Annotated in this window: 29 protein-coding genes; 19 read left to right on the top strand and 10 right to left on the bottom strand. The window is 48.6% G+C overall.

Features of this window, described 5'->3' with window-relative positions; translation table 11 throughout:
- Positions 1-109 precede the first annotated feature (109 nt).
- Together KNP03_RS08515 and KNP03_RS08510 are read left to right on the top strand one after the other, a co-directional pair.
- Positions 110-1,888, top strand: coding sequence for an SLC13 family permease (locus KNP03_RS08515; RefSeq protein WP_214828171.1), 1,779 nt, complete (start codon positions 110-112; stop codon positions 1,886-1,888).
- Positions 1,889-1,951: 63 nt separating this feature from the next.
- Complete coding sequence (locus KNP03_RS08510) at positions 1,952-2,431, top strand: hypothetical protein (RefSeq protein ID WP_214828168.1); 480 nt, start codon at positions 1,952-1,954, stop codon at positions 2,429-2,431.
- A gap of 42 nt (positions 2,432-2,473) precedes the next feature.
- Here KNP03_RS08510 and KNP03_RS08505 read toward each other — a convergent pair whose 3' ends face one another.
- The 3 genes from KNP03_RS08505 to KNP03_RS08495 are packed head-to-tail and all read right to left on the bottom strand — an operon-like array spanning position 2,474 to position 4,782.
- Complete coding sequence (locus tag KNP03_RS08505; RefSeq protein ID WP_214828164.1) at positions 2,474-2,692, bottom strand: YhzD family protein; 219 nt, start codon at positions 2,690-2,692, stop codon at positions 2,474-2,476.
- A gap of 40 nt (positions 2,693-2,732) precedes the next feature.
- The gene (dinB, locus tag KNP03_RS08500; protein ID WP_214828162.1) at positions 2,733-3,824 is read right to left on the bottom strand and encodes a DNA polymerase IV; all 1,092 of its coding nucleotides are present in this window, start codon (positions 3,822-3,824) and stop codon (positions 2,733-2,735) included.
- Positions 3,825-3,858: 34 nt separating this feature from the next.
- On the bottom strand, positions 3,859-4,782 hold the full coding sequence (locus tag KNP03_RS08495) for a magnesium transporter CorA family protein (RefSeq protein WP_214828148.1): 924 nt from the start codon (positions 4,780-4,782) through the stop codon (positions 3,859-3,861).
- A 117-nt stretch (positions 4,783-4,899) separates the two neighbouring features.
- On the opposite strand from KNP03_RS08495, the gene KNP03_RS08490 reads away from it, so the two are divergent.
- Positions 4,900-5,826, top strand: coding sequence for an HD domain-containing protein (locus tag KNP03_RS08490; RefSeq protein WP_420827882.1), 927 nt, complete (start codon positions 4,900-4,902; stop codon positions 5,824-5,826).
- Between the two features lie 42 nt (positions 5,827-5,868).
- Here the strand turns inward: KNP03_RS08490 and KNP03_RS08485 are convergent, their stop codons facing one another.
- The gene (locus tag KNP03_RS08485) at positions 5,869-6,855 is read right to left on the bottom strand and encodes a peptidylprolyl isomerase (RefSeq protein WP_214828143.1); all 987 of its coding nucleotides are present in this window, start codon (positions 6,853-6,855) and stop codon (positions 5,869-5,871) included.
- 166 nt (positions 6,856-7,021) lie between these two features.
- Here KNP03_RS08485 and KNP03_RS08480 point away from each other — a divergent pair, with 166 nt between their 5' ends.
- Positions 7,022-7,360 carry a DUF1878 family protein gene (locus tag KNP03_RS08480; protein ID WP_338082722.1) on the top strand — a complete coding sequence of 113 codons (339 nt, stop codon included), beginning with the start codon at positions 7,022-7,024 and terminating at the stop codon, positions 7,358-7,360.
- On the opposite strand, the gene KNP03_RS08475 is transcribed toward KNP03_RS08480, so the two are convergent.
- Positions 7,344-7,907 carry an HTH-type transcriptional regulator Hpr gene (locus KNP03_RS08475; RefSeq protein WP_015880933.1) on the bottom strand — a complete coding sequence of 188 codons (564 nt, stop codon included), beginning with the start codon at positions 7,905-7,907 and terminating at the stop codon, positions 7,344-7,346. The two genes, KNP03_RS08480 and KNP03_RS08475, sit on opposite strands and share 17 nt — an antisense overlap.
- Positions 7,908-7,966: 59 nt before the next feature.
- Positions 7,967-8,323 (bottom strand): hypothetical protein, encoded by a 357-nt coding sequence (locus KNP03_RS08470; protein WP_240544511.1) that lies wholly within the window; start codon positions 8,321-8,323, stop codon positions 7,967-7,969.
- A 168-nt stretch (positions 8,324-8,491) separates the two neighbouring features.
- On the opposite strand from KNP03_RS08470, the gene KNP03_RS08465 reads away from it, so the two are divergent.
- A complete protein-coding gene (locus KNP03_RS08465; protein ID WP_214828137.1) occupies positions 8,492-8,827 on the top strand; it encodes a hypothetical protein in 336 nt (111 codons plus the stop codon).
- 38 nt (positions 8,828-8,865) lie between these two features.
- Here KNP03_RS08465 and KNP03_RS08460 read toward each other — a convergent pair whose 3' ends face one another.
- Positions 8,866-9,294, bottom strand: a complete 429-nt coding sequence (locus tag KNP03_RS08460; RefSeq protein WP_214828134.1) for an HIT family protein — start codon at positions 9,292-9,294, stop codon at positions 8,866-8,868.
- Between the two features lie 126 nt (positions 9,295-9,420).
- Between KNP03_RS08460 and KNP03_RS08455 the strand changes: the two genes are divergently transcribed.
- Positions 9,421-10,467: a zinc ribbon domain-containing protein gene (locus KNP03_RS08455; RefSeq protein ID WP_214828131.1), complete on the top strand. Its 1,047-nt coding sequence runs from the start codon at positions 9,421-9,423 to the stop codon at positions 10,465-10,467.
- 48 nt (positions 10,468-10,515) lie between these two features.
- Here KNP03_RS08455 and KNP03_RS08450 read toward each other — a convergent pair whose 3' ends face one another.
- A complete protein-coding gene (locus KNP03_RS08450; RefSeq protein WP_214828128.1) occupies positions 10,516-10,767 on the bottom strand; it encodes a GlsB/YeaQ/YmgE family stress response membrane protein in 252 nt (83 codons plus the stop codon).
- Between the two features lie 171 nt (positions 10,768-10,938).
- Here KNP03_RS08450 and KNP03_RS08445 point away from each other — a divergent pair, with 171 nt between their 5' ends.
- A complete protein-coding gene (locus tag KNP03_RS08445; protein ID WP_240544510.1) occupies positions 10,939-11,676 on the top strand; it encodes an ABC transporter ATP-binding protein in 738 nt (245 codons plus the stop codon).
- Positions 11,673-12,803 carry an ABC transporter permease gene (locus tag KNP03_RS08440; protein ID WP_214828123.1) on the top strand — a complete coding sequence of 377 codons (1,131 nt, stop codon included), beginning with the start codon at positions 11,673-11,675 and terminating at the stop codon, positions 12,801-12,803. Before KNP03_RS08445 ends, KNP03_RS08440 begins: the two co-directional genes overlap by 4 nt.
- 46 nt (positions 12,804-12,849) lie before the next feature.
- Here the strand turns inward: KNP03_RS08440 and KNP03_RS08435 are convergent, their stop codons facing one another.
- The gene (locus tag KNP03_RS08435; RefSeq protein WP_214828120.1) at positions 12,850-14,148 is read right to left on the bottom strand and encodes an ammonium transporter; all 1,299 of its coding nucleotides are present in this window, start codon (positions 14,146-14,148) and stop codon (positions 12,850-12,852) included.
- A gap of 128 nt (positions 14,149-14,276) precedes the next feature.
- Between KNP03_RS08435 and KNP03_RS08430 the strand changes: the two genes are divergently transcribed.
- The 6 genes from KNP03_RS08430 (at position 14,277) to KNP03_RS08405 (ending at position 20,088) form a co-directional block, all read left to right on the top strand.
- Positions 14,277-14,582 (top strand): MerR family transcriptional regulator, encoded by a 306-nt coding sequence (locus tag KNP03_RS08430; protein ID WP_214828117.1) that lies wholly within the window; start codon positions 14,277-14,279, stop codon positions 14,580-14,582.
- A gap of 117 nt (positions 14,583-14,699) precedes the next feature.
- Entirely contained in the window at positions 14,700-15,749 is a 1,050-nt protein-coding gene (gene hemE / locus KNP03_RS08425; RefSeq protein ID WP_214828114.1) for a uroporphyrinogen decarboxylase, read from the top strand.
- Positions 15,746-16,675 (top strand): ferrochelatase, encoded by a 930-nt coding sequence (gene hemH / locus KNP03_RS08420; RefSeq protein ID WP_214828110.1) that lies wholly within the window; start codon positions 15,746-15,748, stop codon positions 16,673-16,675. The genes hemE and hemH overlap by 4 nt, the downstream gene beginning before the upstream one ends.
- Entirely contained in the window at positions 16,668-18,053 is a 1,386-nt protein-coding gene (hemG, locus tag KNP03_RS08415; RefSeq protein ID WP_214828105.1) for a protoporphyrinogen oxidase, read from the top strand. Before hemH ends, hemG begins: the two co-directional genes overlap by 8 nt.
- 86 nt (positions 18,054-18,139) lie before the next feature.
- Entirely contained in the window at positions 18,140-19,027 is an 888-nt protein-coding gene (locus KNP03_RS08410) for a Cof-type HAD-IIB family hydrolase (protein WP_214828103.1), read from the top strand.
- A gap of 71 nt (positions 19,028-19,098) precedes the next feature.
- Complete coding sequence (locus KNP03_RS08405; protein ID WP_214828100.1) at positions 19,099-20,088, top strand: lipoate--protein ligase; 990 nt, start codon at positions 19,099-19,101, stop codon at positions 20,086-20,088.
- 58 nt (positions 20,089-20,146) lie between these two features.
- On the opposite strand, the gene KNP03_RS08400 is transcribed toward KNP03_RS08405, so the two are convergent.
- Positions 20,147-21,007 carry an aminoglycoside phosphotransferase family protein gene (locus tag KNP03_RS08400; RefSeq protein ID WP_214828097.1) on the bottom strand — a complete coding sequence of 287 codons (861 nt, stop codon included), beginning with the start codon at positions 21,005-21,007 and terminating at the stop codon, positions 20,147-20,149.
- Positions 21,008-21,187: 180 nt separating this feature from the next.
- On the opposite strand from KNP03_RS08400, the gene KNP03_RS08395 reads away from it, so the two are divergent.
- The 5 genes from KNP03_RS08395 to copZ all read left to right on the top strand — a co-directional run bounded on the left by KNP03_RS08395 (position 21,188) and on the right by copZ (position 26,034).
- The gene (locus KNP03_RS08395) at positions 21,188-21,661 is read left to right on the top strand and encodes a PTS sugar transporter subunit IIA (RefSeq protein ID WP_214828095.1); all 474 of its coding nucleotides are present in this window, start codon (positions 21,188-21,190) and stop codon (positions 21,659-21,661) included.
- 100 nt (positions 21,662-21,761) lie between these two features.
- Complete coding sequence (locus KNP03_RS08390; protein WP_214828093.1) at positions 21,762-23,309, top strand: long-chain-fatty-acid--CoA ligase; 1,548 nt, start codon at positions 21,762-21,764, stop codon at positions 23,307-23,309.
- A gap of 93 nt (positions 23,310-23,402) precedes the next feature.
- Positions 23,403-23,705 carry a metal-sensitive transcriptional regulator gene (locus KNP03_RS08385; protein ID WP_214828090.1) on the top strand — a complete coding sequence of 101 codons (303 nt, stop codon included), beginning with the start codon at positions 23,403-23,405 and terminating at the stop codon, positions 23,703-23,705.
- A gap of 14 nt (positions 23,706-23,719) precedes the next feature.
- On the top strand, positions 23,720-25,831 hold the full coding sequence (locus tag KNP03_RS08380) for a heavy metal translocating P-type ATPase (protein WP_214828089.1): 2,112 nt from the start codon (positions 23,720-23,722) through the stop codon (positions 25,829-25,831).
- A complete protein-coding gene (copZ, locus tag KNP03_RS08375) occupies positions 25,828-26,034 on the top strand; it encodes a copper chaperone CopZ (protein ID WP_214828087.1) in 207 nt (68 codons plus the stop codon). Before KNP03_RS08380 ends, copZ begins: the two co-directional genes overlap by 4 nt.
- The last annotated feature ends 1 nt before the right edge of the window (position 26,035 follow it).

Below are 26,035 nucleotides of genomic sequence, written 5' to 3'. Positions count from 1 at the left end.
GTGCCATCCGTTTTTTTGTTGGAAATATTGTCATACCCTTAAAGTAAGCGCTTACAAATTCGGGATATAATGAAGGTGTAGGCGTGGACTGAAAGGGAAGGTGGACGACATGGTAACGGTAATCATTCTCGGACTAATGATTCTCTTTTTTATCGGCGGCTGGATGCGCGCAGACCTGGTGGCGTTGATTGGACTAGTATTGCTCGTTTTGACCAATCAATTGACACCCGCCGAGGCGATGGCCGGTGTTTCGAACCCCGTCGTCCTGATGATTGCAGGTCTATTCATCGTAGGGGCCGGCTTGTTCCATTCCGGATTGGCGGAACGTCTGGCGTCATTATTGATTCCTTATGCGAACGGGAGTGAGATGCGGCTATTCTTTCTGTTCATGATGACAGTGACACTCCTTTCGAGCGTCATGTCCAACACAGGGACGGTGGCCATTCTGATCCCGGTGGCTTTAGCGATGTCGAGACAAATGAAGAAGTCGCCCGCGGTGTTATTGATGCCTCTTGCCTTCTTCTCAAGTATCGGCGGAACGATGACCTTGATTGGAACGCCCCCGAACTTGGTTGCGGCTGAAGCGTTGCGTCGGATCGAAGGGGAATCGATCGGCTTTTTTGCATTGTTCCCAATCGGACTTGCGGTTGCCGCCGTCAGCTTCATCTATTTCCGATTTGTCGGAAACAAGCTGTTAACTCCTGAGGAGACGGTCGACCCATCCGTCTCTTCCGAACGAAATTATCCTGAACCGAAAATTTACGCAGTTCATCTTGATAAAAATCATCCGCTGATTGGCCAACGATTACGGGATTTAAAATGGTCTCATCAAGGATTGATTGTGGTAGGCGAACGAATCCGTGGGGTAAGGCAACGCTTCATAGCGGCCAGCGCCGACACGGTACTTCGTGAAGGCCGATTGCTCGTCAGTGGAGAGGAACGGGATATTGAGTCATTTACCGGACGTGAGGGGTTACGCTATGAGCAGCTCTCCCAATCGGAACTATGTGACAAAGAGTCCGGAGTCGCGCTCTTTACTGTACCGCCTGACAGTTCACTCGTTGGCAAGCGTTTGAGTGACAGTCGCTTGCGAAATGACTATCAGTTAAACGTGCTGCAAGTCGTTCGGCCGAATGAAGAGATTGCCCAAATTCACTTGAAGGATGTGCCGCTTCAAAGAGGGGACTTATTAGTCGTTCAAGGGAAGTGGGGGGATTTGGAGCGGACGGAGCGCGAGACGCAATTGTTACTCGCAAACGAACGCGTGACCGATGTGGCGAATCGCTCAGTGTCAGAACGCCACCAACTGGCCGCAGGACTCGTCATGGTGACGATGATCGCCTTGTTCATGCTGGAGTGGGTCGATCCGACGGTTGCCGTTTGGATCGCTGCATTAGCCATGATCCTGACGGGAGCGGTTCGTCATATTGAAGTGGCGTACCAATCGATTCAGTGGTCCTCTCTTGTCTTGATCGCCGCAATGATTCCGGTTGGGACAGCGCTTGATCATGCAGGTGTGATGTCGTGGCTCGTTTCTTGGATCAGTACCACGTTTGGGGAAGCTGGACCGGTATGGGTACTGGTTGCTTTATTTGCGGCGACCATGTTCCTCAGTCAAATCATCTCGAACACGGCCACTGCTGTCTTATTTGTGCCGCTCGCTCTGTCTCTTGCGGAGACGATGGGCGTGAATCCGATCCCATTCGTTGTTGCGGTCGCCATCTCTGCCTCGCTTGCTTTTATGACGCCGTTTGGTTCCCCGACGAATGCGATGGTATTCAGTATCGGGGGCTATCGGTTCGTCGACTTTATGAAAGTGGGGATTCCGCTTCAACTGATCACAGGTATTGTTGGAATTATCATGATCCTGCTTTTATTTCCACTTTGAGTCGATATTTGGGATAATAACAAGGTGAATGTTAATCCAACCTGTTTGAAAGTGAGGAAGAAGATGAAAAGATGGTTGTGGGTATTTCTCTGTCTCTTTCTTGTTGCTTGCGGGAATGAAGAAGAGCCTGAGATTGGGAAGTATGGCCGTGCGGCTGAGAAGTACCTTGAAAAAAAGGACTATCAAGTCGTATCGTATAATGGAGAGTATGCAAATAAGTTAGAAAAGAAAAATTTGCTAGAGGATCATGAGCAGTCGTTGTGGGCGCGCCAATTCGTGTCTCCTGACGCTTACATCGGTAAAACTCTTTACTATGAACACTTCATCGTGAAAAATCACCCGATTGATGCGTTATCCGATTTTGGATTAACGGCCGTGACGGTGATTGTTGTGGATGGGAAAGTGATTGGTGGTACCTCGATGCCGCTTTCGGACGGAAGCCTGATGGGCACCGGATATAGTTTGAATGGAGAGTCGGTAGAAGACATCTACCCAGATCTTCAAGAATGGCGAGAGGCATGGGAAGAAAAATATAGTGAATAAAAATGACAGACCGATTGATTTATCTCGGTCTGTCATTTGTTTTTAGGATGCAGTCCCTTTCAATTTTCCAGGCAATTTGCATCGCTCGAAATAAATGAGCTGGCCACTGCGAACAATTCGTGCCCCTATGTGTTCATGTCCGGCTTTTCGTATCATGTCCAATCCTTTTCGTTTCCCCGACTGATCATCGCTTGCTTCGAACGATTCGTTCAAGACGATGGTCCCGTCATTCTCAAATGCGGTGACTGAATAGGTCTCCATCTTTGTTGCCCCCTTTTCTTACAGTGTAATGAATGGTCATTCATTCTTCAAGAGGTCGTTTCGTGATTTCATCAAATGTGAGCTGACGGGCTGATTCTTTTCGGGGAATCAGGTCAGAAACCGTCATCCCGATGAGGCGGATTGGTTCAGTGACTTCCATTTCATCGAACAAGCGTCTTGTGAGACGCCTGATTTCTTCATGGTCATGTGTCGGGTGATTGAGCTTGATTTGGTGGCTACGAGCTTGAAATTCGCTCGTCTTTAACTTGACTGTCACTGTTTGGCAGCTGAGGTCACGTCGGTCAAGTTGCCGAAGGACGTCTTCAATCTCAGGTAATACCCGTTCATACACTTCTTCCGGATCATCGATATCAAATGCAAAGGTCGTTTCAGATCCGATGGATTTTCGTTCACGCGTCGGGACAACGGGGCGATCGTCTCTGCCGTGGGCAAGTTCGTATAATTGTTGACCGCGGTCATAACCGAAGATGGCCTTTAGTTGCTCGGGGCGGGTTTTCTGAATGTCGGCAATCGTATGATAATGATGTTTATAAAGCGTCTGTGCCGTTACTTTTCCCACCCCATGCATCGCTTCGACGGAGAGCGGGGCGAGAAATGTTGTGACGTTCGGTTGCGAAACGACGGTTAGACCGTTCGGTTTTTCGAAACCGGACGCGATTTTGGCGACAAACTTGGAAGGAGCGACACCTGCTGATGCGGTCAAACCGGTGCGCCGCTTGATTTCTCCTAAAATATAACGGGCGATAAAGGGACCCGACGTACTGTTCAAGGAGTTTTCAGTCACGTCCAAATACGCCTCGTCAAGAGAGAGTGGCTCGACGAGGGGCGTGACTGACTTAAAGATGTCCATCACTTGTTGACTGACTTGACGGTACACTTGGAATCGGGGTTTCACAAAAGTCGCGTGGGGACACAGACTGAATGCTCTCCGGGAAGACATGGCGCTGTGCACTCCATATTTTCGTGCCTCGTAGGAACAAGTCGCGACAACGCCACGACTGTGAGGCGGTCCACCGACGATGACGGGTTTTCCGCGCAAACTGGGGCGGTCGCGCTGCTCCACAGAGGCATAAAACGCATCCATATCGACGTGGATGATGAGGCGTTCCATAACATCACCTTTCTATATCTCGTAATACCATCTATTATACCGAACTTTTGTTCGTTTTTTCATTTTTTTCTTCTTCACGATATTGAGGGGGGATGGTCTGGTTCGGGAATTGCAGTAACGATCCCATCCAATTTTTTCGTCGCAACCACACCTGGATCAATAGCGTGAAGAAAATGATCATCACCCAGGAAAAACCATAACCGAACGACCAATCCAGTTCGGGCATCACTTTAAAGTTCATTCCCCAAATGGCACCAAACGCCACAACCGGTGTGGTCAGGGCGGTAAATACCGTCAGGGCCTTCATGATTTCATTTCCCCTGAAATTCGAAAGTGTGGAAGCGAGGTCGGTCATGGCGATGACGTCTCCCTGATAGTGCTCCACCAATGTAAGGAGTCGTTCGACCCGATAGTTTGCAAGCTGGTATGATCTGAGTTGATTCAAATCAAGATCAAGAAAGGCTTCTCTTCCTGCCATAAGGAGTTCTTTGTACGGCGTGACTGTATCGGACCAGCGCTCAATCTCGCTACGGAGACCGAAGATTTCATTCATGAATGTGGCAGGTACTTGTCCTGTCATCTCACGCTGGGCAATCAGGAGACGTTCTTCGAACTCGTCAATACCGTGGAAATAAGGATCCATTCGTTCAGCCAATAATTCATAAAATGCTTCAATCGGTGTCGCAAATCCTTTTCTTGATACCGACTCGCAGTGGACATCATCGAAACCGAGCGTCCATAAAAAGTCTGGTCCGACGAAATAATGACCGATATTTTGAGGCTCCCGTTCTAACTTTTCATAGTCGAGCGTTAGAGACCCATACATGAAGCCATCCTCGACGATGATTTTCGTGACGTCTGCTGTCGTGAGCTGCTCGACCCAATACGTATAGGCTTCCTGATATCGTTCATCGATGTGGACGATTTCTTCAGGTCTCGTGTACCATTCCCATTCCATTAAACATTCCTCCAATTTGCTTCTGCTATATAGTATTCCCAAAATGTCGGGAATGTTGGCATCTGACGGAAAGTTTCGATAAGATGGAGGTACTGAATGAAGAGAGAGGTGCTTTCATTGGCGACAAAAATCGGTCAGCTCAAAGTAGGCGACACATTAGATCAAACGGTCATGATCAAGCAATCCTATAAAGGACTTGCCGGGAATGGAAAACCCTATCTAACACTCATCCTCTGTGATGAGAGCGGGGAAATCGAGACGAAGCTTTGGGATAGTTCCGACACGGAAAAATACGCGACGAAAAAAATCGTACATGCGGCAGGCGAAGTGATGGACTACCGCGGGCGCACTCAATTGAAGCTCAAACAAATCTCAATTATTGAAAAGGAGACGGACATCTCCCCATATGTCCGTTCCGCGCCCGTGCCAAAAACAGAACTCGAGTCGACGATTCGCGAATTTATTTCGTCTCTACAGCATGAAGAGATTCGACAACTCGTAGAAGAGGTGCTTAGCCGACACGAGGAGGCATACTTTACGTATCCGGCGGCCGTCCGTCATCACCATGCCGTTTATTCGGGACTGGCATTTCACGTGATGTCGATGCTAAAGCTCGCTGACTCCATGAGTGCGCTGTACCCTCAGCTGAACCGCGACCTGCTCATTGCAGGCGTACTGTTGCATGATTTGGCAAAAGTCATCGAATTATCCGATGCGATCACCCCTGAGTATACGCTCGAAGGAAAGTTGTTAGGTCACTTATCCTTGATGGCGTCGGAAATCGAAGTGGTGTCACGCGAGCTCGGTACGGATCGGGAAGTGACGACGCTGTTGCAACATCTCGTCTTGAGCCACCACGGGAAACCGGAATGGGGATCGGCCAATACACCGCAACTGCCTGAAGCCGAAATGTTGTTCTTTATTGACAACATCGACGCCCGCATGAACATGTTCGAAAAGGCATTTGAAGGAGTGGAGCCAGGCCAATTCACAGAACGCATCATGGCGCTTGATAATCGGGCATTTTATAAACCGAAGCTATAAAAAAACGGCACTCCGAATGGGGTGCCGTTTCGTATAGTCATATTATTGTTCAGAAGAATCGTCAGATGACTCTTCAGAAGATTTCAATGCGTCTTTGACAGCGTCAAATTGTGTTTCTGCTTTCGCATCTTTCACATCAACGTTGTATTTTTCAATCAACTCGGCATAGATTTTGTTTGCATCGACCGAAGCAGCTTTTTCAGTTGCCAATTCTTCACGGATGCGGTCTTTTTCATCTTCAAGTTTCAAGTCTTTTTCTTTGCGGTCTGTCACTTTGATGACGTGATAACCGAATTGCGACTGAACCGGATCTGAAATTTTTCCGACGACATCTTTTTGGAATGTGTAGTCTTCGAATTCAGGGACCATTGCACCTGTTGAGAAGTAACCGAGGTCGCCGCCTTTTTCACCAGACCCTGTGTCTGTTGATTTTTCTTTAGCGAGTTCGGCGAAGTCAGCACCGTCATTCAATTGCTTGATGATGGCTTGTGCCTCTTCTTCAGATTCGACGAGGATGTGACTTGCACGAACTTCGACGTTTTCTTTTTCAAACTGTGCTTCGACTTCCTCGTCCGTTACATCGACCAACTCTGATTTCGCAGCATCGACAAGCATTTGACCACGGAGAGCTTGACGGAACTCATCTGTTCCACTCATTCCCGCTTGTTGGATTGCTTGTTCGAATTCTTCTGTCGAACCGAATTGTTCTTCTGTTTTATCGAACTCTTCGTCAACTTTTTCTTTCGCAACCTGGTCACCGTACTCCTCTTCAAGAAGCGCGTTCATCGTTTCTTGGAAAGCGAGCTGAGGGACTAAACGGTCGTAACTCATGTCTGCGATTTGACCACGCGTGATCTCTCCGCCTTTGTATGTGACGACTGCTGAATCATCAGATGGGCTCGATGCGTTCGTTGCAGCGTAAGTTCCACCTGCTCCGATGATGAGCGCGAGCGCAGACGCGCCGACGAGTGCGCCTGTTGAAAATTTCTTATCTTGCTTTTTCGGTTCGTTGTTCATTCCGTTTGACATGTATTCCACCCCTATAAATCTCTAAAATTTCAAAATCAAAGTTTCTAAATCCGACTATATCACATTTTCCTAATCATGACAGCTGTTCTCGTGTCTGTACAGTATCATAGCATACAATCATGTCGTATAATGATGAAAGAGAATGTGAAATGATGGGGTGACGAACGTGTCGTTGGAAGAAAAGGTCGAGCATCTGTCTTATCAAAAGGAGATTTTGCTTGAACTGGCGGACTGGACGAATCGTCCGTTCGAATATGAAGTCATCAAAGCAAATTTGACGAAACAGGAAGTGGCGTCTTTCTTTAGTCTCCTGCACGAGATCGGGGAGCAACAAAAAGAGCAAGAGCGCTACGGATTTACATCTGTAGAGCCATTGCTCGTCAATTTTGTAGGAATGCTCGATGCAAGATTACACCCTAAAGCCATTTTAGGGGCGTGTGTGCGTCAAGGAATCGAATTGCATATTACAGAACCGCTCTATCGGCAGGTCAGGCTTCTTGACTGAGTTCATCCTCGTCAGGACGACGACCTGCCTCTTCTGTAATCATTTTCGATGTTTCTGCAAAGATGTCCATGAAGTTGTCCCCGTATAAGCGGCGGACGATTGCCGTCATATCAGTAAGGTCAGGGAATTTTCCGTAAAGCTCTTGAAGCGGGAGGGAAGCACGGAATACGCCGTTTCCTTCCGGGTCAAACGCGTGGATCGTCTCAAGAAGCAACGACTCACCTTCAGGAGTCAATTGGACATACGTATTACGCTTGTCGGTCTCTTTTTTAGAAAACGTAAGTAATCCGCGGTCCTCTAACTTTTTCGAAAAGTTAAAGGCGGTCGAGACGTGCATGACACCATATTTCGCGATTTCGGAAATCGATGCCCCGCCTAACGCATGGGCGATCCATAAAATATGATGTTCGTTAATGTTCAAGTCAAATGGTTTAATCCAGTTTTGCCAGTCTTTTTCGACCGTCTTCCACAAAGCCTTACTAAGTTGAATGATTTTATGGCTATAGAGCATGGCCTCAGGGCCAGTGAATTCTTTTTCGTGTTCCATCTCAATTCATCCTTTCCGGATACAAAGTGATTTAATCGACGGACGATGACAGCAGTCAGTTATTGGCTCTGATTGACGGTTTTGTCTGTCGCGGTAGACTGTACATTCGAAAGTTCCTGGAGATTTCCTTGGATTCGCTCGATCGAAGGCTGAATGTCTTGTTGGTAGGTTTCGACTTCGGCTTTCACTTGTTCAGTCAATTCTTTTCCTTGCAACTTCCCAGCATTGATGACGTGTGACGTTTGTTTCGCCACTTTCCCAAATTGTTCTTTCAGCGTAGCGATTGTAGATGCGCGATGTTGATTAGCAGCGGCATCGTTCGCTGTGCCACGTGCCAGTTTTTTGACCGTCATGACTCCTAAAAACGTTAAAACAAAGCCGAAAGCAATCCAATCTCGACGTTGGTGACTCGACAATCCATTCCCCTCCTCAAGCAAGTGCATTCTAAAATACATTCTTTTCATATTATTTTACCAAAAAAGAGTGATTAAAAACCTATATCGCAAATAAAATTTTTCAGAACATTCAATTTTGACCGAAAAATCATTTTATTTTAGAATATAGGTAAAGGAAGGTGATCCTCAGTGGACGTACAAAAGCGTTGGGTGGATGATTTACTCGACCTGTATAACGCTGCGAAACGACTGGGAGATGACACTTGGGCCGAGACAATAATGAACACACTTAGGGCGGGGTATGAAGAGGCTGAACGACATGAACAGGAGCGAGAGCACACAGTACGCGAAAAGCGAATGCACGAAATAGATGCCCGTCTAAACGAATTACGAAAAGAATTTGAACAAGCGACGTCTGTCACATCGCGGCAACGATTATATGAGACTGCGATTAAACTGCAGGTTGAGCGAGCGCAGTTGGAAGAAGAGAGAAAGCGTCATCGGGATTCAATCAATCAATCGTAAAAGAAGACCCTTCATCGAGTGATGACGGGTCTTTTGTCTCAAAGTTGAGAGTGGATGCGCGAAGCTAACGTTTGGAGTGCTTCTGATGTATACTCGTCGTTATGCGTCACCCATTTCGCTCCGAAACCATCTTCATCCCCGAAGCGTGGGATCAAGTGGATGTGGAAATGAAAGACGGTCTGACCGGCAATCTCTTCCGCGTTCGACAAGACGTTCATCCCGATCGCCCCCGTTTCCTGCTGGATGGCATTGGCGATTCTCGGGATTCGCTGAAATACGTCTGAAGCCACCTCGCTAGGCAATTCATAAATGTTTCGAGCGTGATGTTTCGGAATGACGAGCGTATGTCCTTTTGTCACTTGCGACAAGTCCAGGAAAGCGACGACTGCTTCGTCTTCATAGACACGATAGGATGGGATTTCTTCGTTGGCGATTTTACAAAAAATACAGTTTGGATCAGTATGCATATCGATTCCTCCATTCGTGATGTCGATTCGCTCTCATCATACCACGGAATTTCAGGCGCAAGTAGGATTGTCGATACAGGACATTGATTCTACAATAGAAATATACACTTTAGAAAGGAGGGGGTTATGACGTATTCGCGAAGTAAGAATCAGAAAAAGAAATCATATCTATTCATTAGTCTCAGTTTAATCATCGCGGTCGGGGCGATTCTCTTCTATATGTATGGATATCTCCCCGCAGCGGAAAAAGACCGGATTCATATCCGGTTCAAAGAAGCACTACTGGAAGAAGACCGTGCATTTTTTGAAGAGACGGTCGAGTACCAGGGTGAAAACCTGACAAGGGCGGAAGCCATTCGATTCATCCGATGGTTGAACGATGAAAAAACGATACGCGGCGAAGCGCTTGCTGAGATTGAGCGGGATCGTGCGGATCGGGATTCGGGACTGGAAACGGACGGGCTGTTCCGTCTGATCGATACCGGGGAAGGGAAGTTTGGTTTTTCCGATTACCGGATTGAATTGCTTCCTCAAACCATCGACGTTAAATCGGATGCACCGTTGACGAATATTTGGGTAGATGGTGAACGTGTCGGCCGAATCGATGAGGCAGAGGGTTCTTTTGAATTTGAAAGGATGCCGGGTCGTTATGACATAAAGGCAGTTGCTGTCGTGGATGGTGAAACGGTTTCGGAAAGCGAGAACATCAGCTTAACGGAAGCAGTCGATCTAGCTTACACGTTAGTGCCTGAAAAGTCTGAGGCCATTGCGGGTCAATTTGACTTAAAGCGGGTTGAATTGATCGAAATCGAAGTAGAGGCGAGAACAGGCTACAAGCTAGCTACAATCGATGGATTGGTCGGAGAGAAAAAGGCGACGGTGTTGGATCGGATTGGTGAACCGAACGACAAGACGAAAGAGAAGTGGCAGTACGACGAGATGGACATCTCCTTTGAGAACGGGCGGGTGGACGCTATTCTCATCAATTTGGATAAACGTCCGGATGACTTGATTGCGCTGCTCGGTGAACCCGTAGACCGGAACGATCACGCCATGGGCACCGAATGGGACTACGGGAAGTCCTTCTTTGAATCCTTCTTCACGTTCTTTGGACTCCAAACTGAAAAGCAATTTATTGAACGGGATGCACAGATGTATTTGTTGATTCAATAAAAAAGAGGGTTTCCTGTTGCAGGAAACCCTCGCTTACATAAACATGAATTACGCTTTACGCATAGCTCGCATAACGAACGATACGATCAAGATGAGGATGATGGCCCCAATCAATGCTGGAATAATCGCAATGTCACCGATTGTTGGTCCGAAGTCTCCGAAGATGAGACCGCCTAACCATGCCCCGATAATACCTGCGATGATGTTACCAATCACGCCACCCGGCACGTCCTTACCTAAAATGAGACCTGCCAACCAACCGATGATACCCCCGACGATTAGTGTGATAATCCAACCCATAAAACATTCTCCTTCCTCTGTTTGCCCATTGTTCTTCTTCATTCATCTGTGGAACAATGGAAGTATTGATTATAAAGGGTTAAAATTGCCTTACAGTTCAGATTATTCCCATGTGACAACTTTTAAAACATATACCACAAAAAAATGTTGAAAACGAAAGGTGTGGTTTTCATGCTACACGTCGAACGATTGAACGGCGGTTATATCGGTAAACAAGTATTACACAATGTTTCATTTGAAGTGAATAAAGGTGAGCTCGTTGGGTTGATTGGGCTAAATGGAGCCGGAAAATCAACGACCATCAAACATATATTAGGCTTACTCGATCCGTTGTCCGGAAAAGTGGAAATCGATGGCGAGACGTTGGAGTCGTCAGAGAAAAACTATCGTAAGAAAGTGAGTTACATACCGGAGACTCCGATTTTGTATGACACGCTGACGTTGCGTGAACATATCGAGTTAATGGGGAAAGCGTACGATGTCGGCCAAGAAGAATTATTGACCCGAACCACACGTTTGGCAAAAGAGATGCGGATGGAAAAACAGCTCGACTGGTTCCCATCGGTCTTCTCAAAAGGGATGCGGCAAAAAGCGATGATCTTATGTGCCCTTGTGACGAAGACACCGCTCCTCATCGTCGATGAACCGTTTGTTGGATTGGATCCTTTAGCGATTCGTCAGTTGCTCCAGTTGTTCGATGAATATAAGCAGGATTGTGCAATTTTAATGTCTACTCACATATTAGAGACAGCAGAGCGGCACTGTGACCGCTTCGTCTTTCTTCACCAAGGTGTTGTCATTGCGAACGGGACGGCATCTGAACTGCGCGAGCAATATGAACTTCCCGAAGACGCGACGCTCGACGACATTTACGTGGTGGCCATCGAGTCTGAGGAGCAATCGTCATGAGCCGGTTTACGTCTAGGCTTGGGAGCTGGATGGAGGATGTCGTCAAATATAGTCGCTACGTGGCGAACGGCGGACTTCTCTTTACACTCTACTTCACACTCATCTACGGGGCGTTCGTATACAATGATTTTTTGACGCGAATCGATTCTGCGTTTCCTGGCGAATGGATTGCGGCAGCAATCATGCTTCTTATTCCTTTAGGGCATCGTCCGAGGACGTTTATTCAGGAGGCGGACCAGGTGTTTTTGCTTCCCGAGCTAGGTGAGATTCGCTCATATATGGTCGGTGTGAGAGCTTTCAACGTGGTATTCGCGGGGCTTCGCGCAATGCTCGTCCTGCTCATTCTCCTGCCGTTACTCGTACGAACGGAGGCGTATACAGGGATAGAAGTGCTTGCGGTCGTCGTGACGATGGTGCTGCTCTCGGTGGCGGGGCGACTGGCCAAGCTGGAGGGAGCGGGGCGCATCGTCTTACCTTTTGCGCTCGTCAGTGGACTATTGATCGTAACGGGGCTAGCATCGTGGTCGTTCGTACCGGCGTTCCTCCCGTTCGTGCCCCTTCACTTGAAACGGAATGAGCGTATTCCTTTGTTGCACTGGTTAGCGCTCGAAGAGAAGAGTAAGGCACAGTTTGAACGTGTCATCAGTTGGTTCATCGATTTACCGACCGTGAGAGAAGATGTGAAAGAGCGCCGTTTCCTGACGAAAATGTTGGAGAATCGGGTGTTGCGCCGCGCCGAGGCGTCACAATACGTGTATGGACTCCGTATTATCCGGTCGAGTGACTCATTGGACCTGGTGATACGCCTCACAGCTGTCGCCCTAGTCGTCATGTGGATGTCGGGCGGTTGGTACGTCGGGTTGGTGATCCCGTTGTTTGTCGGCTTGACAGCACTTCAGCTCGTGCCATTGTTCAAACGACTGGAGGCTGTGTCAATCGTATCCTGGCTCCCGATCACAAAAGAAGAGCGGTTGCGTGGCTACACGTGGTGGACGTATCGGATCCTCTTAGTCCAAGCGCTATTTCTCGGTCTCGCGTCCCTTCTATTTGGGGCGACGTGGGATGCGGCAATCGGACTCATCTTATCGTTTGGAGTCATTCGCTATTATTTGAACCGGTTGACGTAAAAGAAGGACATCCTGTCCATCAGGATGTCCTTCTTGCGTGTATACATTATTTTTTCGGTGACATGACCGATACACTTGAACCAAGAATTTTTGGAAGTTTCGAAGGTTTGTCCGACTCTTCTTCGATTTCGCCGTAAGCAGAAACACCATGCTCGGCGATGTCGAGACCGATGTCTTCCTGTTCTTCTGTGACGCGAAGTCCGATCGTGACGTCAAGAAGCTTCAAGAAGATGTAGCTACCGCCACCTGCAATGACCATGGCAATCAAGACGCCGAGTGTTTGAACGCCAAGTTGTGTGAGGCCGCCACCATAGAAGAGACCAGCTGACCCGATTCCTGTGATTTCAACTAAACGTGGTGAAGCGACGAAACCGAGTGCGAGTGTACCGATGATTCCGGCAATCCCGTGTACAGAGAAGGCACATAATGGATCATCCACATATTTCGCCATCAAGATGCTCGTACCATACGTAGCAATTGAAGCGACCGCACCGATGAGTACGGCTGCCCAAGGTTCAACAAAGGCGCAAGCCGCGGTAATGGCTACGAGTGCAGCGAGTACACCGTTTACGATAGTAGGGATGTCGGCTGTTTTACGATGAAGCATGACGATTCCAAGGGCACCCAGGGCACCGGCAGCTGTAGCGAGCATCGTCGTGAGAGCAACATATCCGAAGAATCCGTCTGCGACAGACATCGTTGATCCTGCGTTAAAGCCGAACCAGCAAAGCCATAGGACGAGACCACCGACAACCGTGAGAACGTGGTTGTGGCCTGCCAATGATTCTGTCTTGCGGCGTGGTTTCAAGATGATGGTAGCCATAAGTGCGGCCATCCCACCTTGTAAGTGAACGACGGCTGATCCTGCAAAGTCCTGCATTCCCATTGACCCGAGCATTCCGCCGGCCCATACTGAACGAGCGATGATCGGATAGAGGATGGCGACGAAGAAGATCCCGAAGAGAACGTAGGCAGATAGTTTAGCCCGTTCCGCGAATCCACCCCATGCGATGGCGAGTGATACAGCAACGAATGACAATTGGAATAAGAATTTGATGTCGATTGAAACGTTTGCCCAGTCAAGGCTTGAGAACGATCCTTTTAAGAAGAACCCTTCTGTCCCGAACCAACTTGTTCCGTCTCCGAATGATAAACCAAATCCAACCGCCCAAAAAGCGAGTGCAGCCACAGAGAGGCTGATGATTTGTTTGACAGCGACATGACCGGCGTTCTTCGCGCGGAGCGTCCCTGTTTCGAGTAGGCCAAAACCTAATTGCATTGTCAAAACGAGCAATGCGGCGATGAGTACATACAGCGTGTCCATATAAAAGAGAATGTCTTCCATGATTTGTGCCCTCCTTTTTCTTAGGTGCTTTTTTAAAAGTTGACTTCAGTGTAAAACGAAAAATCAACGGTGGATTGCATTTTGTCAGATAATCTGACATAGTTTTTTAAAGGAGGAGGGCATGGAGGATGGACTATAAATCGAAAAAAGTGATCGGAATGGGCGTAGTGACGGAGCTGACAGGACTTTCTGAGCGGCAAGTCCGCTATTATGAGTCAAAAGGATTGATTTTTCCGGAGCGCACAAAAGGCGGGTCACGTAAATATTCTTTCCATGACGTTGAACGATTGATTGAAGTCGCCTCCAAGTTAGAGGACGGTTGGCGAATCCAGGATATTAAGGAACGGGAAAGACGCTTATCCGCTAAACAACGGGATGATTTGATTCGTGGACAGTTGAACTCGGCCTTCCATACATTTCCGACAAAGAAATGACACAAAGAAAACACAATGAAAATGCTTCACATTAGCATAATTCTAATTAATTTCTGTATAATGTTTTTGAGTTCACAAACATGAGAGTATTGAATTGTAGGAGAAATTTAGAGGGGAATGACGCGACGTATGAACCATACTATTTTAAAAGCGTTTAAAGGAGAGGCGACGGATTATGTACCGGTATGGTATATGCGCCAAGCCGGACGCTATCAACCGGAATACCGAGAAATTAAGAAGACGAGAACATTATTTGAGATCACCCATGATCCTGAACTTTGTGCCTACGTCACGGAACTTCCGGTCAAACAACTCGGAGTCGACGCGGCCATTCTTTATAAAGATATTATGACGCCACTGCCATCGATGGGAGTTGACGTCGAAATCAAGAGCGGAATCGGTCCGGTCATCGACAATCCGTATCGGACGATGGAAGATGTCGAGCGGCTTAAACCACTCAACCCGGAAGACATCTCATACGTATTTGATACGATTCGTTTGCTTCGGGAGCGACTTGAAGTGCCGCTGATCGGTTTTTCAGGGGCGCCGTTCACTTTGGCCAGTTATATGATTGAAGGCGGTCCATCACGGAACTACCACCGTACGAAAGCACTCATGTATGCACAGCCGGACGTATGGGACGCGTTGATGAATAAACTGGGTGACATGGTCATCACGTATGCGAAGGCACAGGCGGAAGCTGGGATCCAGGCATTCCAACTATTCGACTCATGGGTCGGTACGCTCAGCCGTAAAGACTACGCGAAATATATCAAACCGACGACGGAACGGATTTTTAAAGAATTGAAAACACTCGATATCCCGCTCATCATGCATGGAGTCGGGGCGAGCCACCTCGTCGAAGAATGGCATGACCAACCACTCGACGTAGTCGGTTTGGACTGGCGCCTTTCTGTTCAGGAAGCACGTTACCGTGGCGTGACGAAGGCCGTTCAAGGGAACTTGGATCCTTCATTCCTGCTCGCACCATGGCCGGTAATCGAGGAGAAAGTCAAAGAGATTCTGGATGAAGGAATGAAGCAACCAGGCTACGTCTTTAACTTGGGACATGGCGTGTTCCCTGAAGTCGATCCAGCCGTGCTCGTCAAGTTGACAGCATTCATTCATGAGTATTCACGTGAAAAAATGGGAGGCAAATCATTATGAAAACAGTCGGACTACTCGTCATGGCATACGGGACACCGTACAAGCCGGAAGACATCGAGCGTTACTACACGCATATCCGTTACGGACGTAAGCCGTCCCCGGAAGCGCTTCAAGACTTGACTGAACGCTACGAGGCGATCGGTGGTGTGTCACCTTTAGCAAAAATCACAATCGATCAAGCCGAAACCCTTCGGGATATCTTGAATGAACGTCATTCCGGTGAAATCGAATTCAAATTGTATATCGGTTTGAAACATATTGAGCCGTTCGTCGAGGACGCAGTCGCGCAAATGGCGGAGGATGGCATCAAAGAAGCGGTTTCTGTCGTGTTGGCGCCACATTACTCGACGTTTAGTGTGAAATCGTATAACGGACGCGCGCATGAAGAAGCCGCGAAATATGGGATTGAGATCCGTTCGGTCGACTCATGGTACGATGAGCCGAAATTTATCGCATGGTGGGCGGAAGCGATCAAAGAAACGTTCGCAAACTTGCCGGTACCTGCTGAAAAAGCTTGCCTGATCGTGTCAGCCCATAGCCTTCCTGAGAAAATTTTGGCTGGTGGCGACCCGTACCCGGACCAGTTGAAAGAAACAGCGGACAAAATCGCCCAAGCGGCAGGCGTTCCGAACTATGAAGTCGGCTGGCAATCAGAAGGAAATACGCCGGACCCGTGGATTGGGCCGGACGTTCAAGATTTGACAGCTGAGTTGTATGAAAAACATGGCTATGAAGCGTTCGTATACACGCCGGTCGGCTTCGTCGCGGACCATCTCGAAGTACTGTTCGATAACGATGTGGAATGTAAAGTCGTCTGCGATCGTCTCGGTGTACATTACGCACGTCCAGCTATGCCAAACGCAGAGCGGAGCTTCATTGAAGCCATCGCGGATCGAATGGAAAGCGTGATTGTGCATCATGCGTAAATTCACGATTGTCGGTGGTGGGATCACAGGTCTCACCGCCGCTTTTTATGCAGAGCGTTACTTGCCGGAAGACGTCACGATCACGCTCCTCGAAGGGACGGATCGGTTAGGCGGAAAGATTGATACGTTTGAAACGGGTGACTTCGCGGTCGAACGAGGACCGGATTCTTACGTATTCCGTAAAACAGCGATGACCGAGCTCATTCAGGAGGTCGGGCTCGGTGACGAGTTGGTCCGCAATGGGGTCGGTCAGGCCTATGTGCTCCATCATGACGGTTTGCATCCGATTCCGAAGCAGACCGTGATGGGCATCCCGCTCGATATCGATGCTTTTCAAGAAACCACACTATTATCCGAGGAAGAGCACGCGGCACTCCGGACGATGCTGCTCTCACCGCCGGACGTGGCGACACCGGATACGGACGTCTCGCTTGGTTTATATTTGCGAGAGCGGGTCGGTGATCCAATCGTGGATCGTTTGATCGAGCCATTGCTTTCTGGAATTTATGCTGGAGATATCGATGAGATGAGTGCCTTGTCGACTTTCCCTCAATTTATTGAAGGGGAGAAGAAATATGGCAACTTGTATGAAGGCATGCGTCATCTCCGTCCGGAGCAACGCGTCGCGGAAGTCGGCACGAAAAAAGTTGGTCAATTTGCTTCATTGAAAAGAGGATTGAAGTCTTTGACCGATCGTCTCACGGAACGGTTGGAACGGACTGAAATTGTGTTGAACTGCACCGTCGAACAAATTGAACAAGTGGAAGGCGGGTATCGACTGCAAACGAGTGGCGGATCAATCGAGTCGGACCACTTACTCTTGACCGTGCCACCGCGTTTGATTCGTCAATTCTTGCCGGAGGTCGACAGTGATTTCTTGGCTGACATGAAGCCGCACGCCACGGCCACGTGTTCCCTCATTTTCAAACAGGACGATCTCGAACTTCCGTTTGTCGGGACTGGATTTGTGGCGAGTCAAGAGGCGGATGTCACCATCACAGCTTGTACGTTCATCGACCAAAAATGGCCACACGCCGTTCCTGAAGGATATCATGTGCTGCGTGTCTTTCTAGGTCGTCCGGGGGCAGATGCGATTGTCGATGCTCCAGACGACGAAATCGTCGAGACGGCACTTCGAGATCTCCGTGGATTGATGAACATTAAACGTGAACCGGTACAGACGATTGTGAGCCGGTTGCACGATGGATTACCGCCGTATGGGGTATTCCACGCAGATCGTGTCAAGGCACTCCGCGAAGAGATGCGTCGCGTCTATCCCGGCGTGACCTTGGCGGGCATCGCCTATGATGGGATCGGAATTCCGGATTGCATCAAGAGTGTCCGTGAACAAGTGAAACAAGTGAGTAAAAATCTTTGAGTTTTCGTGAAGGGAGGTGTCGGATTGTTCCGATTACCTCCCTTTTTGATATAGTAGGAGGCGAAAGAGAAAAGGAGTGATGGAAGATGGCAACGTATAAACTATTTGTATCGGATATGGATGGAACGATCTTGCATAACCATACGACGATCGCGAAAGAGACAGCAGAGGTCGTGCGCGAGGCGGAACAAGCCGGGATTCATTTCGCTATTGCGACAGGACGGGACTATGTCAACGCAAAACAAATACTTGACCAGGTAGGCATCACGTGTCCCATCGTCTCATCCAATGGCGGCCGCGTAGTGAATGAGTCGGGAGAAGCGCTTCAGGAAGTGAATCTCTCGACAGAAGATGCGCTAAAAGTCATTGAAGTGCTTCACCAGGACCATAAATACGCCGATGTGTTTTACGAAATGTACACAGAAGGAGCGCTCGTTGCGAGTCGCGGGGACTTGATTGAGGCATCCATGGCGAACTTGAAAGCGAATGGTGACGACCGTTCGCTCGAGATGTATGAGTTTTTCAAAAATCGCTACTACGTCAACGAGGACGTGAAGCTCGTCGAAGATATTGAAGCGTTCATTCGGGAAGAAGCAGGACGGGTGTACAAATTCATCGCATTCTCCAGTCATTTTGAGAAGATGTCCGCGCTTTGGAACGAGATCGAAACCCAAGTCCGTGACGTATATGTTACTTCATCAGGCAATGACAACATCGAAATCATGGCGCACGGTGCGGATAAAGGGCACGGTGTGGCGAAGCTGGCCGAGTACTACGGGGTCGACTTATCCGAGGTGGTCGTCATCGGCGATAATTTGAACGACCTTCCGATGTTCAAAGTTGCCGGAAAAGCGATCGCGATGGGGAACAGCCACGAAGAGCTCATCGCGGTGAGTCATCACGTCACGGAAAAACATGACGAGTATGGCGTCGCGAAGGCATTGAAACGCATTATGACAGGTGAGTGGAAGTAAACCATTTGTCCTGCTGATAAAGTGTTTCGTATAATAGAAGCAACGAACATCCGATTAGGAGGAAACACACAGTGAAATTTATTTTTAATCCGGACATCCGGGACCCGAAACTGAACTTGGCGGTCGAGGAATATATTTTAAAACATTTGAATGTAGACCATGAGGATTACTTCTTGTTCTATATTAATGGTCCGTCAATCATTATCGGGAAGAACCAGAACACATCAGAAGAAGTCAACTTGAAGTACATCGAACAAAATGGAATCGATGTTGTCAGACGCCTTTCTGGTGGGGGTGCCGTTTACCACGATGAAGGGAACTTGAACTTCAGTTTCATCACGAAAGATGACGGAAACTCATTCAACAATTACCAGAAATTCACGCAACCGATCGTCGACGCGCTCAAGCAGCTTGGAGTGGAAGCTGAATTGACGGGACGAAACGACATTCAGGTCGGACAACGGAAAATCAGCGGGAACGCCCAATTTACGACGCGTGGCCGTATGTTCAGCCACGGAACGCTCATGTTCAATTCGAACATTGAAGAAGTCGTCAATTCATTGAATGTTTCAGAAGAAAAAATGCGTTCTAAAGGAATCAAATCGGTCCGGAGCCGTGTGGCTAACATTACCGAATTTTTAGAGCGGGAAATGGAAATGGAACACTTTGTCGAGGCGTTGCTTCACTCGATTTATGATGGGCAAGAGCCGGAACGCTATGTGCTTCGCGACGAAGACTGGGAGATCGTCCAGGATATCTCGAAGGCACGCTATGCGAACTGGGACTGGAACTTCGGGAAGTCACCGAAGTTTGATGTTGAATCGAAGCGTCGCTTCCCGATCGGTACAATCGATGTCCGCTTGAACGTGAACAAAGGGACGATCACAGAAGCGAAGATTTACGGGGACTTTTTCGGTGTCGGCGACATTCAGGAAGTGGAGCAAGCGCTCGTCGGGACACGTTTTGAACGTGGTGCGATTCGTGAGCAATTGACACAACTTGATTTGAAGCATTACTTTGGAAATGTAGAGCTCGAGGAATTGGTCGACCTCATCAGCTAAAACGAACAAGCGCTTAGGTTGCATAAAAACCTAAGCGTTTTTTGTATGGGTGAATCATTTACAGCCAGTCTTTTAACCGGTCTACATTTGCTTCAAAGAACTGTAAGTTTTCTTCGATGCCGCGACGCTGACACCACCCGATACTGTTGAAAGCATCTGTGAACCGATAAAACGGTAAGACACGGTCCAGGTCAATGAGCGGACGGATTGTGTTGTAACCTTCTCGATATGCGAGATACAACGCTTCGTCGTGACGTAAATAGTCCCGGTACAGTTTTGTGAAGTCGATTTCTGTCGAGCCGAAGCGGACACTTTCGAAGTCGATTACCCCGGAAACATGTTGCCCGTCAACGATGATATTCGCCGGGCGAAAATCCATATGTATGAAGCTCGGCCCGTCTGGTACCGGGAGACCTTGTCTCATCTTTTCAAATTGGTTGAGCGCCCGACGGTACAGTTGAGGATCGAGCACTTGTTTCACGTCCTCGGCAAAGCTTAAAAATTGATGTTCAATGAATTGGGCCCAATTCGGGAACTCATTTACGATGCTTGTCAGGGGGCGGCCTACTTCGGGATGAATAGCATGCATCTGCGCATGAAGCATTCCGACTTGATATGCCGTATCCGGAGTGGACTCGGTGGATAAAGGCGAACCGTTGAGCGCTGACAACAACAATGCGCCGACACACTGATCGTCCCCGCTCCAGTAGTCAATCAGTCGAGGTGTAGAAACGTGTTCTGACAACACTTCGTATGCTTCTAACTCCCGGTGAAGCTTTAATGAAGAGAACGGGATTTTGATATATACGATGTTGCCATCCGCTAAATGACATTTTGTCACAGTTGAACTGAAAGAATCTTTTACATCCTCGACAGACGCGACATCGAGATTAAAAGAATCAATGATTTTTTCTAACATATGCTACCTCCCATTCATGAGATGTTGGACAGATGATGTCGATACGGAAAATGATAAGGATCCGCATTTTTGGCGGTTTCGTGAACGATAGGGGATATGATTGCTTGTCTATTGTAGAAGGCGTATCATAATTGTGCAAGCGCTTTCGTTGTTAGGAAAAGAATATTAGGAGGAATTAGGATGTATCGATTGCTTACGGAGTGGATGGACTCAAGCCGGATGTGGGTCACGGAACAACCGACGTTCAAGCGTGCCGTTCAGGCCGTGGGACTTGAACTGGAGAGAAAGGGCATTGTCGATCCAGCGTTTACACGTATCGTCTTAGAACAGGAAACCATCTTGCCTTCCGGGGTGAGCGATGTGGCAATCCCGGTATCGGTCATTGACGTCCCGACTCAAATATGTAAACAAAACGGCATCTCCTTACTCCATTTAAACCATCCTTGTGAAGTGAAGACGATTGCAGGTGAGGTCATTCGCGCGCGCCTCGTATTAATCGTGACAGCGACGACGGATTCCAAGAAACAGGCGTATCATAAATTGATTGATGACTTATTGATGGATGATGAAGCGCTGCAAGCACTCAGTCATATCCAAAGCCGGGCCGGATTATTTCATCTGCAGGCGAACTTTTTGGAAGCGTTTTCTTATTGAGTGTTTTCATGTACAATAGAAGTAATTGAAAAGAGCGCGGACGTCGTGCTCTTTTTTATGGCTTAAAAGTGAATCATCATTCATTTAAAGGGGGATTACCATGGCAAACTTAGTCAAGTCGTTGCAGGAAGTCGTCGCTACGCACCCACGAAAAGCAGCGTACGTGTTTGGGGAAGACACGGTAAGTTACGAACAGTTTTTTGGACAAGTCAAGGCGATGGCGTCGACGCTTGAGCAAAAAGGTATTGGACAAGGCGATCATGTCGCACTCGTTCTTGGGAACAGCCCGGCGTTTCTCATCTCGTATTTCGCAGTTCTTACAAGAGGAGCGGTCGTCGTACCGATCAATCCTACATATACACCTGATGAGATGGCCTATATTTTACTCGATGGGGATGTGAAAGGAATTGTGGGTCTATCTCCGCTCGTGGCACAGGCGGAAGCGGCGCTTTCGAAGCTACCACAACTGAAACTGGTCATCTCGGTTCCGTATGGTGATGTCCCTGCATTGAAGCGGGAAGGCGAGATCGACTTTATTCCATTCCAGGAAGCATTCGCTTCGACCGAGGGAACGTTTGTGGAAGTGGATGAAGAAGAAGTCGCGGTCATTTTGTATACGAGCGGAACGACGGGGAAACCAAAAGGGGCTTTGTTGACCCATCGTAATTTATTCTCAAACGCCCATTCAATCGGAGAATATTTAGACATCACACCGGACGACAAGGCACTCGCCGCGTTACCGATGTTCCATGTCTTCTGTTTGACGGTAATCGTCAACGCCCCACTTCTCCGAGGCGCGACCATCGTCATCTTACCAAAATTCTCGCCACAGGACGTATTCGACCTCGTACCGAAGCATCGTGTCACCATGTTCGCAGGGGTGCCGACCATGTACAACTTCTTACTGCAGACGGCGATGAAAGTTCCGGCGTATACATCTGCACTCAAGCATGTTCGGGTATTCGTTTCAGGAGGAGCGAGTCTCCCGGTCCAGTTACTCGAATCGTTTGAAAAAACATTTGGCTGCAAAATTCTTGAAGGGTATGGTCTTTCGGAAGCGTCACCCGTCACCTGCTTCAACCCGTTACATGGCGAACGAAAAGCTGGTTCGATTGGGCCATCCATCGTCAATGTCGAAAACAAAGTCGTCGATGAGCTTGGGGAAGAAGTCGGCGTCGGAGAAGTCGGCGAGTTGATCGTCCGGGGACCAAACGTGATGAAAGGATACTATAAGTTGCCTGAAGAGACATCGATGACCCTTCGTGACGGCTGGCTCTACACAGGGGACTTGGCGCGTCGGGACGAAGATGGGTACTTCTATATCGTCGACCGGAAAAAGGATATGGTCATTGTCGGCGGGTATAATGTATACCCACGTGAGGTAGAGGAAGTGTTGTATCAACATCCCGATATCGTCGAGGCGGCAGTGATTGGCGTGCCGGATGCAGAGCAAGGGGAAGCTGTGAAGGCATTCGTCGTGACGAGAAAGGAAGAATTGACGCCTGCGGATATTCGTGAGTTCACTGCAACGAAACTTGCGAAATACAAACAGCCGACTCATATCGAGTTGATTGATGAACTTCCTCGTAACACGACGGGGAAAATCTTGCGGACTGTATTGAAGAGCGAAGCGTTTCAAAACAATTGAGTGATGATTCTACAGAAGAGCGACACAACTTTGTCGCTCTTTTTTATTTGACACTGTTACGGGGTAGGGGTATATTGAGGTTGAGGTGATCATATGGAAGAATTTTTGCATGACCAGCCACTCGTTCCTCGAGACGATGCGGAACGGGAAGCGTTGGGAAGAAGGTTGAAACGGATTGAAGGGCAAGTGCGGGGAATTCAAAAAATGGTCGAGAGTGACCGTTACTGTGTCGACATCTTAACTCAAACCTCTGCCATTCAAGCTGCACTCAAGCAAGTGGAAATGCAATTATTAGAACGGCATATGCGGAAATGTTTGGTCCAATCCAGTGAAACAGACCATATGGATCCATATATTGATGAAATCATGACGATTGTCAGCCGGATCAAAAAATGAAAGGGGGGACTCCTGTGAAAACTGTCGAGTTGTCCATTCAAGGTATGACGTGTGCGGCCTGTTCTGCTCGGATTGAGAAAGTGTTGAACCGAATGGACGGGGTAGAAGCTACGGTCAATTTGCCGCTTGAGACCGCGACAATTCGTGTGGAGGACGGAATTACCGAGGAAGAACTAATTGCCCGAATCGAAAAAATCGGGTATGGTGCCGAACCGAAAGTGGAATTCAAGACTGAGCATGATTTACGCCCGCTTGAACGGAAAGTCATCATCTCAGCCATCCTATCGGCTCCGTTACTGCTCGTCATGATCTTGCACATCCCTGGATTGTCAGTTCAAGCCGATTGGCTGATGAATCCATGGTGGCAGTTCGCATTGGCGACGCCTGTTCAGTTTTGGATCGGAGCACAATTTTATCAGGGAGCTTATAAGAGCTTAAAGAGTGGTTCGGCAAACATGGATGTCCTCGTTGCGACCGGGACATCGGCCGCCTACTTTTATTCAATCTTTGAAATGTTTGTGCATCCAGCTAACCCACACCTCTATTTCGAGACGAGTGCGATATTAATCACGCTCGTATTGCTCGGGAAATGGTTAGAGGCTCGGGCGAAAGAAAAAACAACCGATGCCCTCAAATCACTCTTATCGCTTCAAGCGAAAGAAGCAATCCTGCTTGTCGACGGGGAAGAACGGTCCGTCGCCGTTGAACTCGTAAATGTCGGCGACATCCTCGTCGTTCGACCAGGCGAAAAAATACCGGTGGACGGGCGGATTATTGAAGGGGAGACGGTCGTCGATGAATCGATGTTGACCGGTGAGTCGATTCCCTCCGAAAAAACGGTTGATGCTGAATTGGTAGGAGGGACGATCAACCAATCACACCGTGTCCTCATGAAAGCAGAGCGAGTCGGGAAAGAGACGATGCTCGCTCAAATCGTCCGGGTGGTCGAACAGGCACAAACTGACAAAGCGCCGATTCAACGGCAAGCCGACCGGATTTCGGGCGTTTTCGTACCAGTCGTCGTCGCCATTAGTGCGTTGACGTTTGCGGTATGGTCACTCGGATTCAACGATCTCGATACGGCCATTCGTGCATCGATTGCCGTCCTGGTCATCGCCTGCCCGTGTGCGCTTGGTTTGGCCACTCCGACATCAATCATGGTCGGAACAGGACGAGCTGCTGAGCAGGGCGTCCTCTTTAAAGGCGGAGGACAGTTGGAGTCCTTGAACGGTGCTGAAATTGTCGTTTTTGACAAAACGGGCACCTTGACGAAAGGCACGCCGGAAGTCGTGTCGACATTCGGTGATGAGACGGCACTTCGTCAAGCGGTCATGGCTGAACGTCAATCGACGCATCCGCTCGCGGCAGCGATTGGCCGTGGAGAAGGCAGCGGGGTTGTCGAACGGGTCGAAGAGATGGCAGGACGCGGGATTAAAGCGGTGGTAGATGGAAAAGAACTCATCATCGGATCCGTGAGAATGATGGAAGAACTCGGTTATCGTCTTCCGGAATGGGAGATGCATGCGATGACTCCGGTGTATGTAGCCGATGAGACCGGCATTACCGCTGCATTTGGTTTACAAGATCAGCTTAAAGAAAAGAGCGTAGAAGTCGTGCGTCGTTTGAACGAAACCCGGGACGTGTATGTGTTGACGGGGGACCGGAAAGAAGTCGCGTACGCCATCGCTGATGACCTGGGTATCCCCCACGAGCAAGTCATTGCTGAAGTACTTCCTGTCGAGAAGGCAGATCATATCGAACGATTGAAGAAGAATGGACGGGTCGCGATGGTCGGGGATGGGATGAACGATGCGCCAGCTCTCGCTGTCGCCGATGTCGGGATTGCGTTCGGAAGTGGGACGGATGTCGCACTTGAAGCAGCAGATGTTACAATTGTAGGGCAAGATATTGAGGGCGTGGCTCGAGCAATTGAGATGAGCCGGCTTACGATGAAGAACATTCGTCAAAACCTGTTCTGGGCACTCGCATACAATAGCCTCGGCATCCCGGTGGCGGCAGCCGGTTTATTGGCCCCGTGGATCGCCGGAGCAGCCATGGCGTTCAGTTCGGTTTCGGTCGTCTTGAACGCGTTACGATTAAAAACGCAAGGAGGAAATCAATCATGAAAGAGACAACATTAAAAGTAGAAGGTATGACATGTAATCATTGCAAAGCATCAGTTGAAGGTGCGTTGAATGAATTAAACGGCGTCGAGTCCGCAACCGTATCGTTGCAAAACGGAAGCGTCGATGTGGTTCATAACGATACGGTGTCGCTCCAAGAGATGGTGGATGCGGTAGAAGAACAAGGTTACGATGTAAACGCCTGAG

The organism is Exiguobacterium algae, from assembly GCF_018617875.1.
Taxonomy (GTDB): Bacteria; Bacillota; Bacilli; order Exiguobacteriales; family Exiguobacteriaceae; genus Exiguobacterium; species Exiguobacterium algae.
The sequence above is the reverse complement of the archived record's forward strand: the minus strand, read 5'-3'. Positions and strand labels throughout refer to the sequence as shown.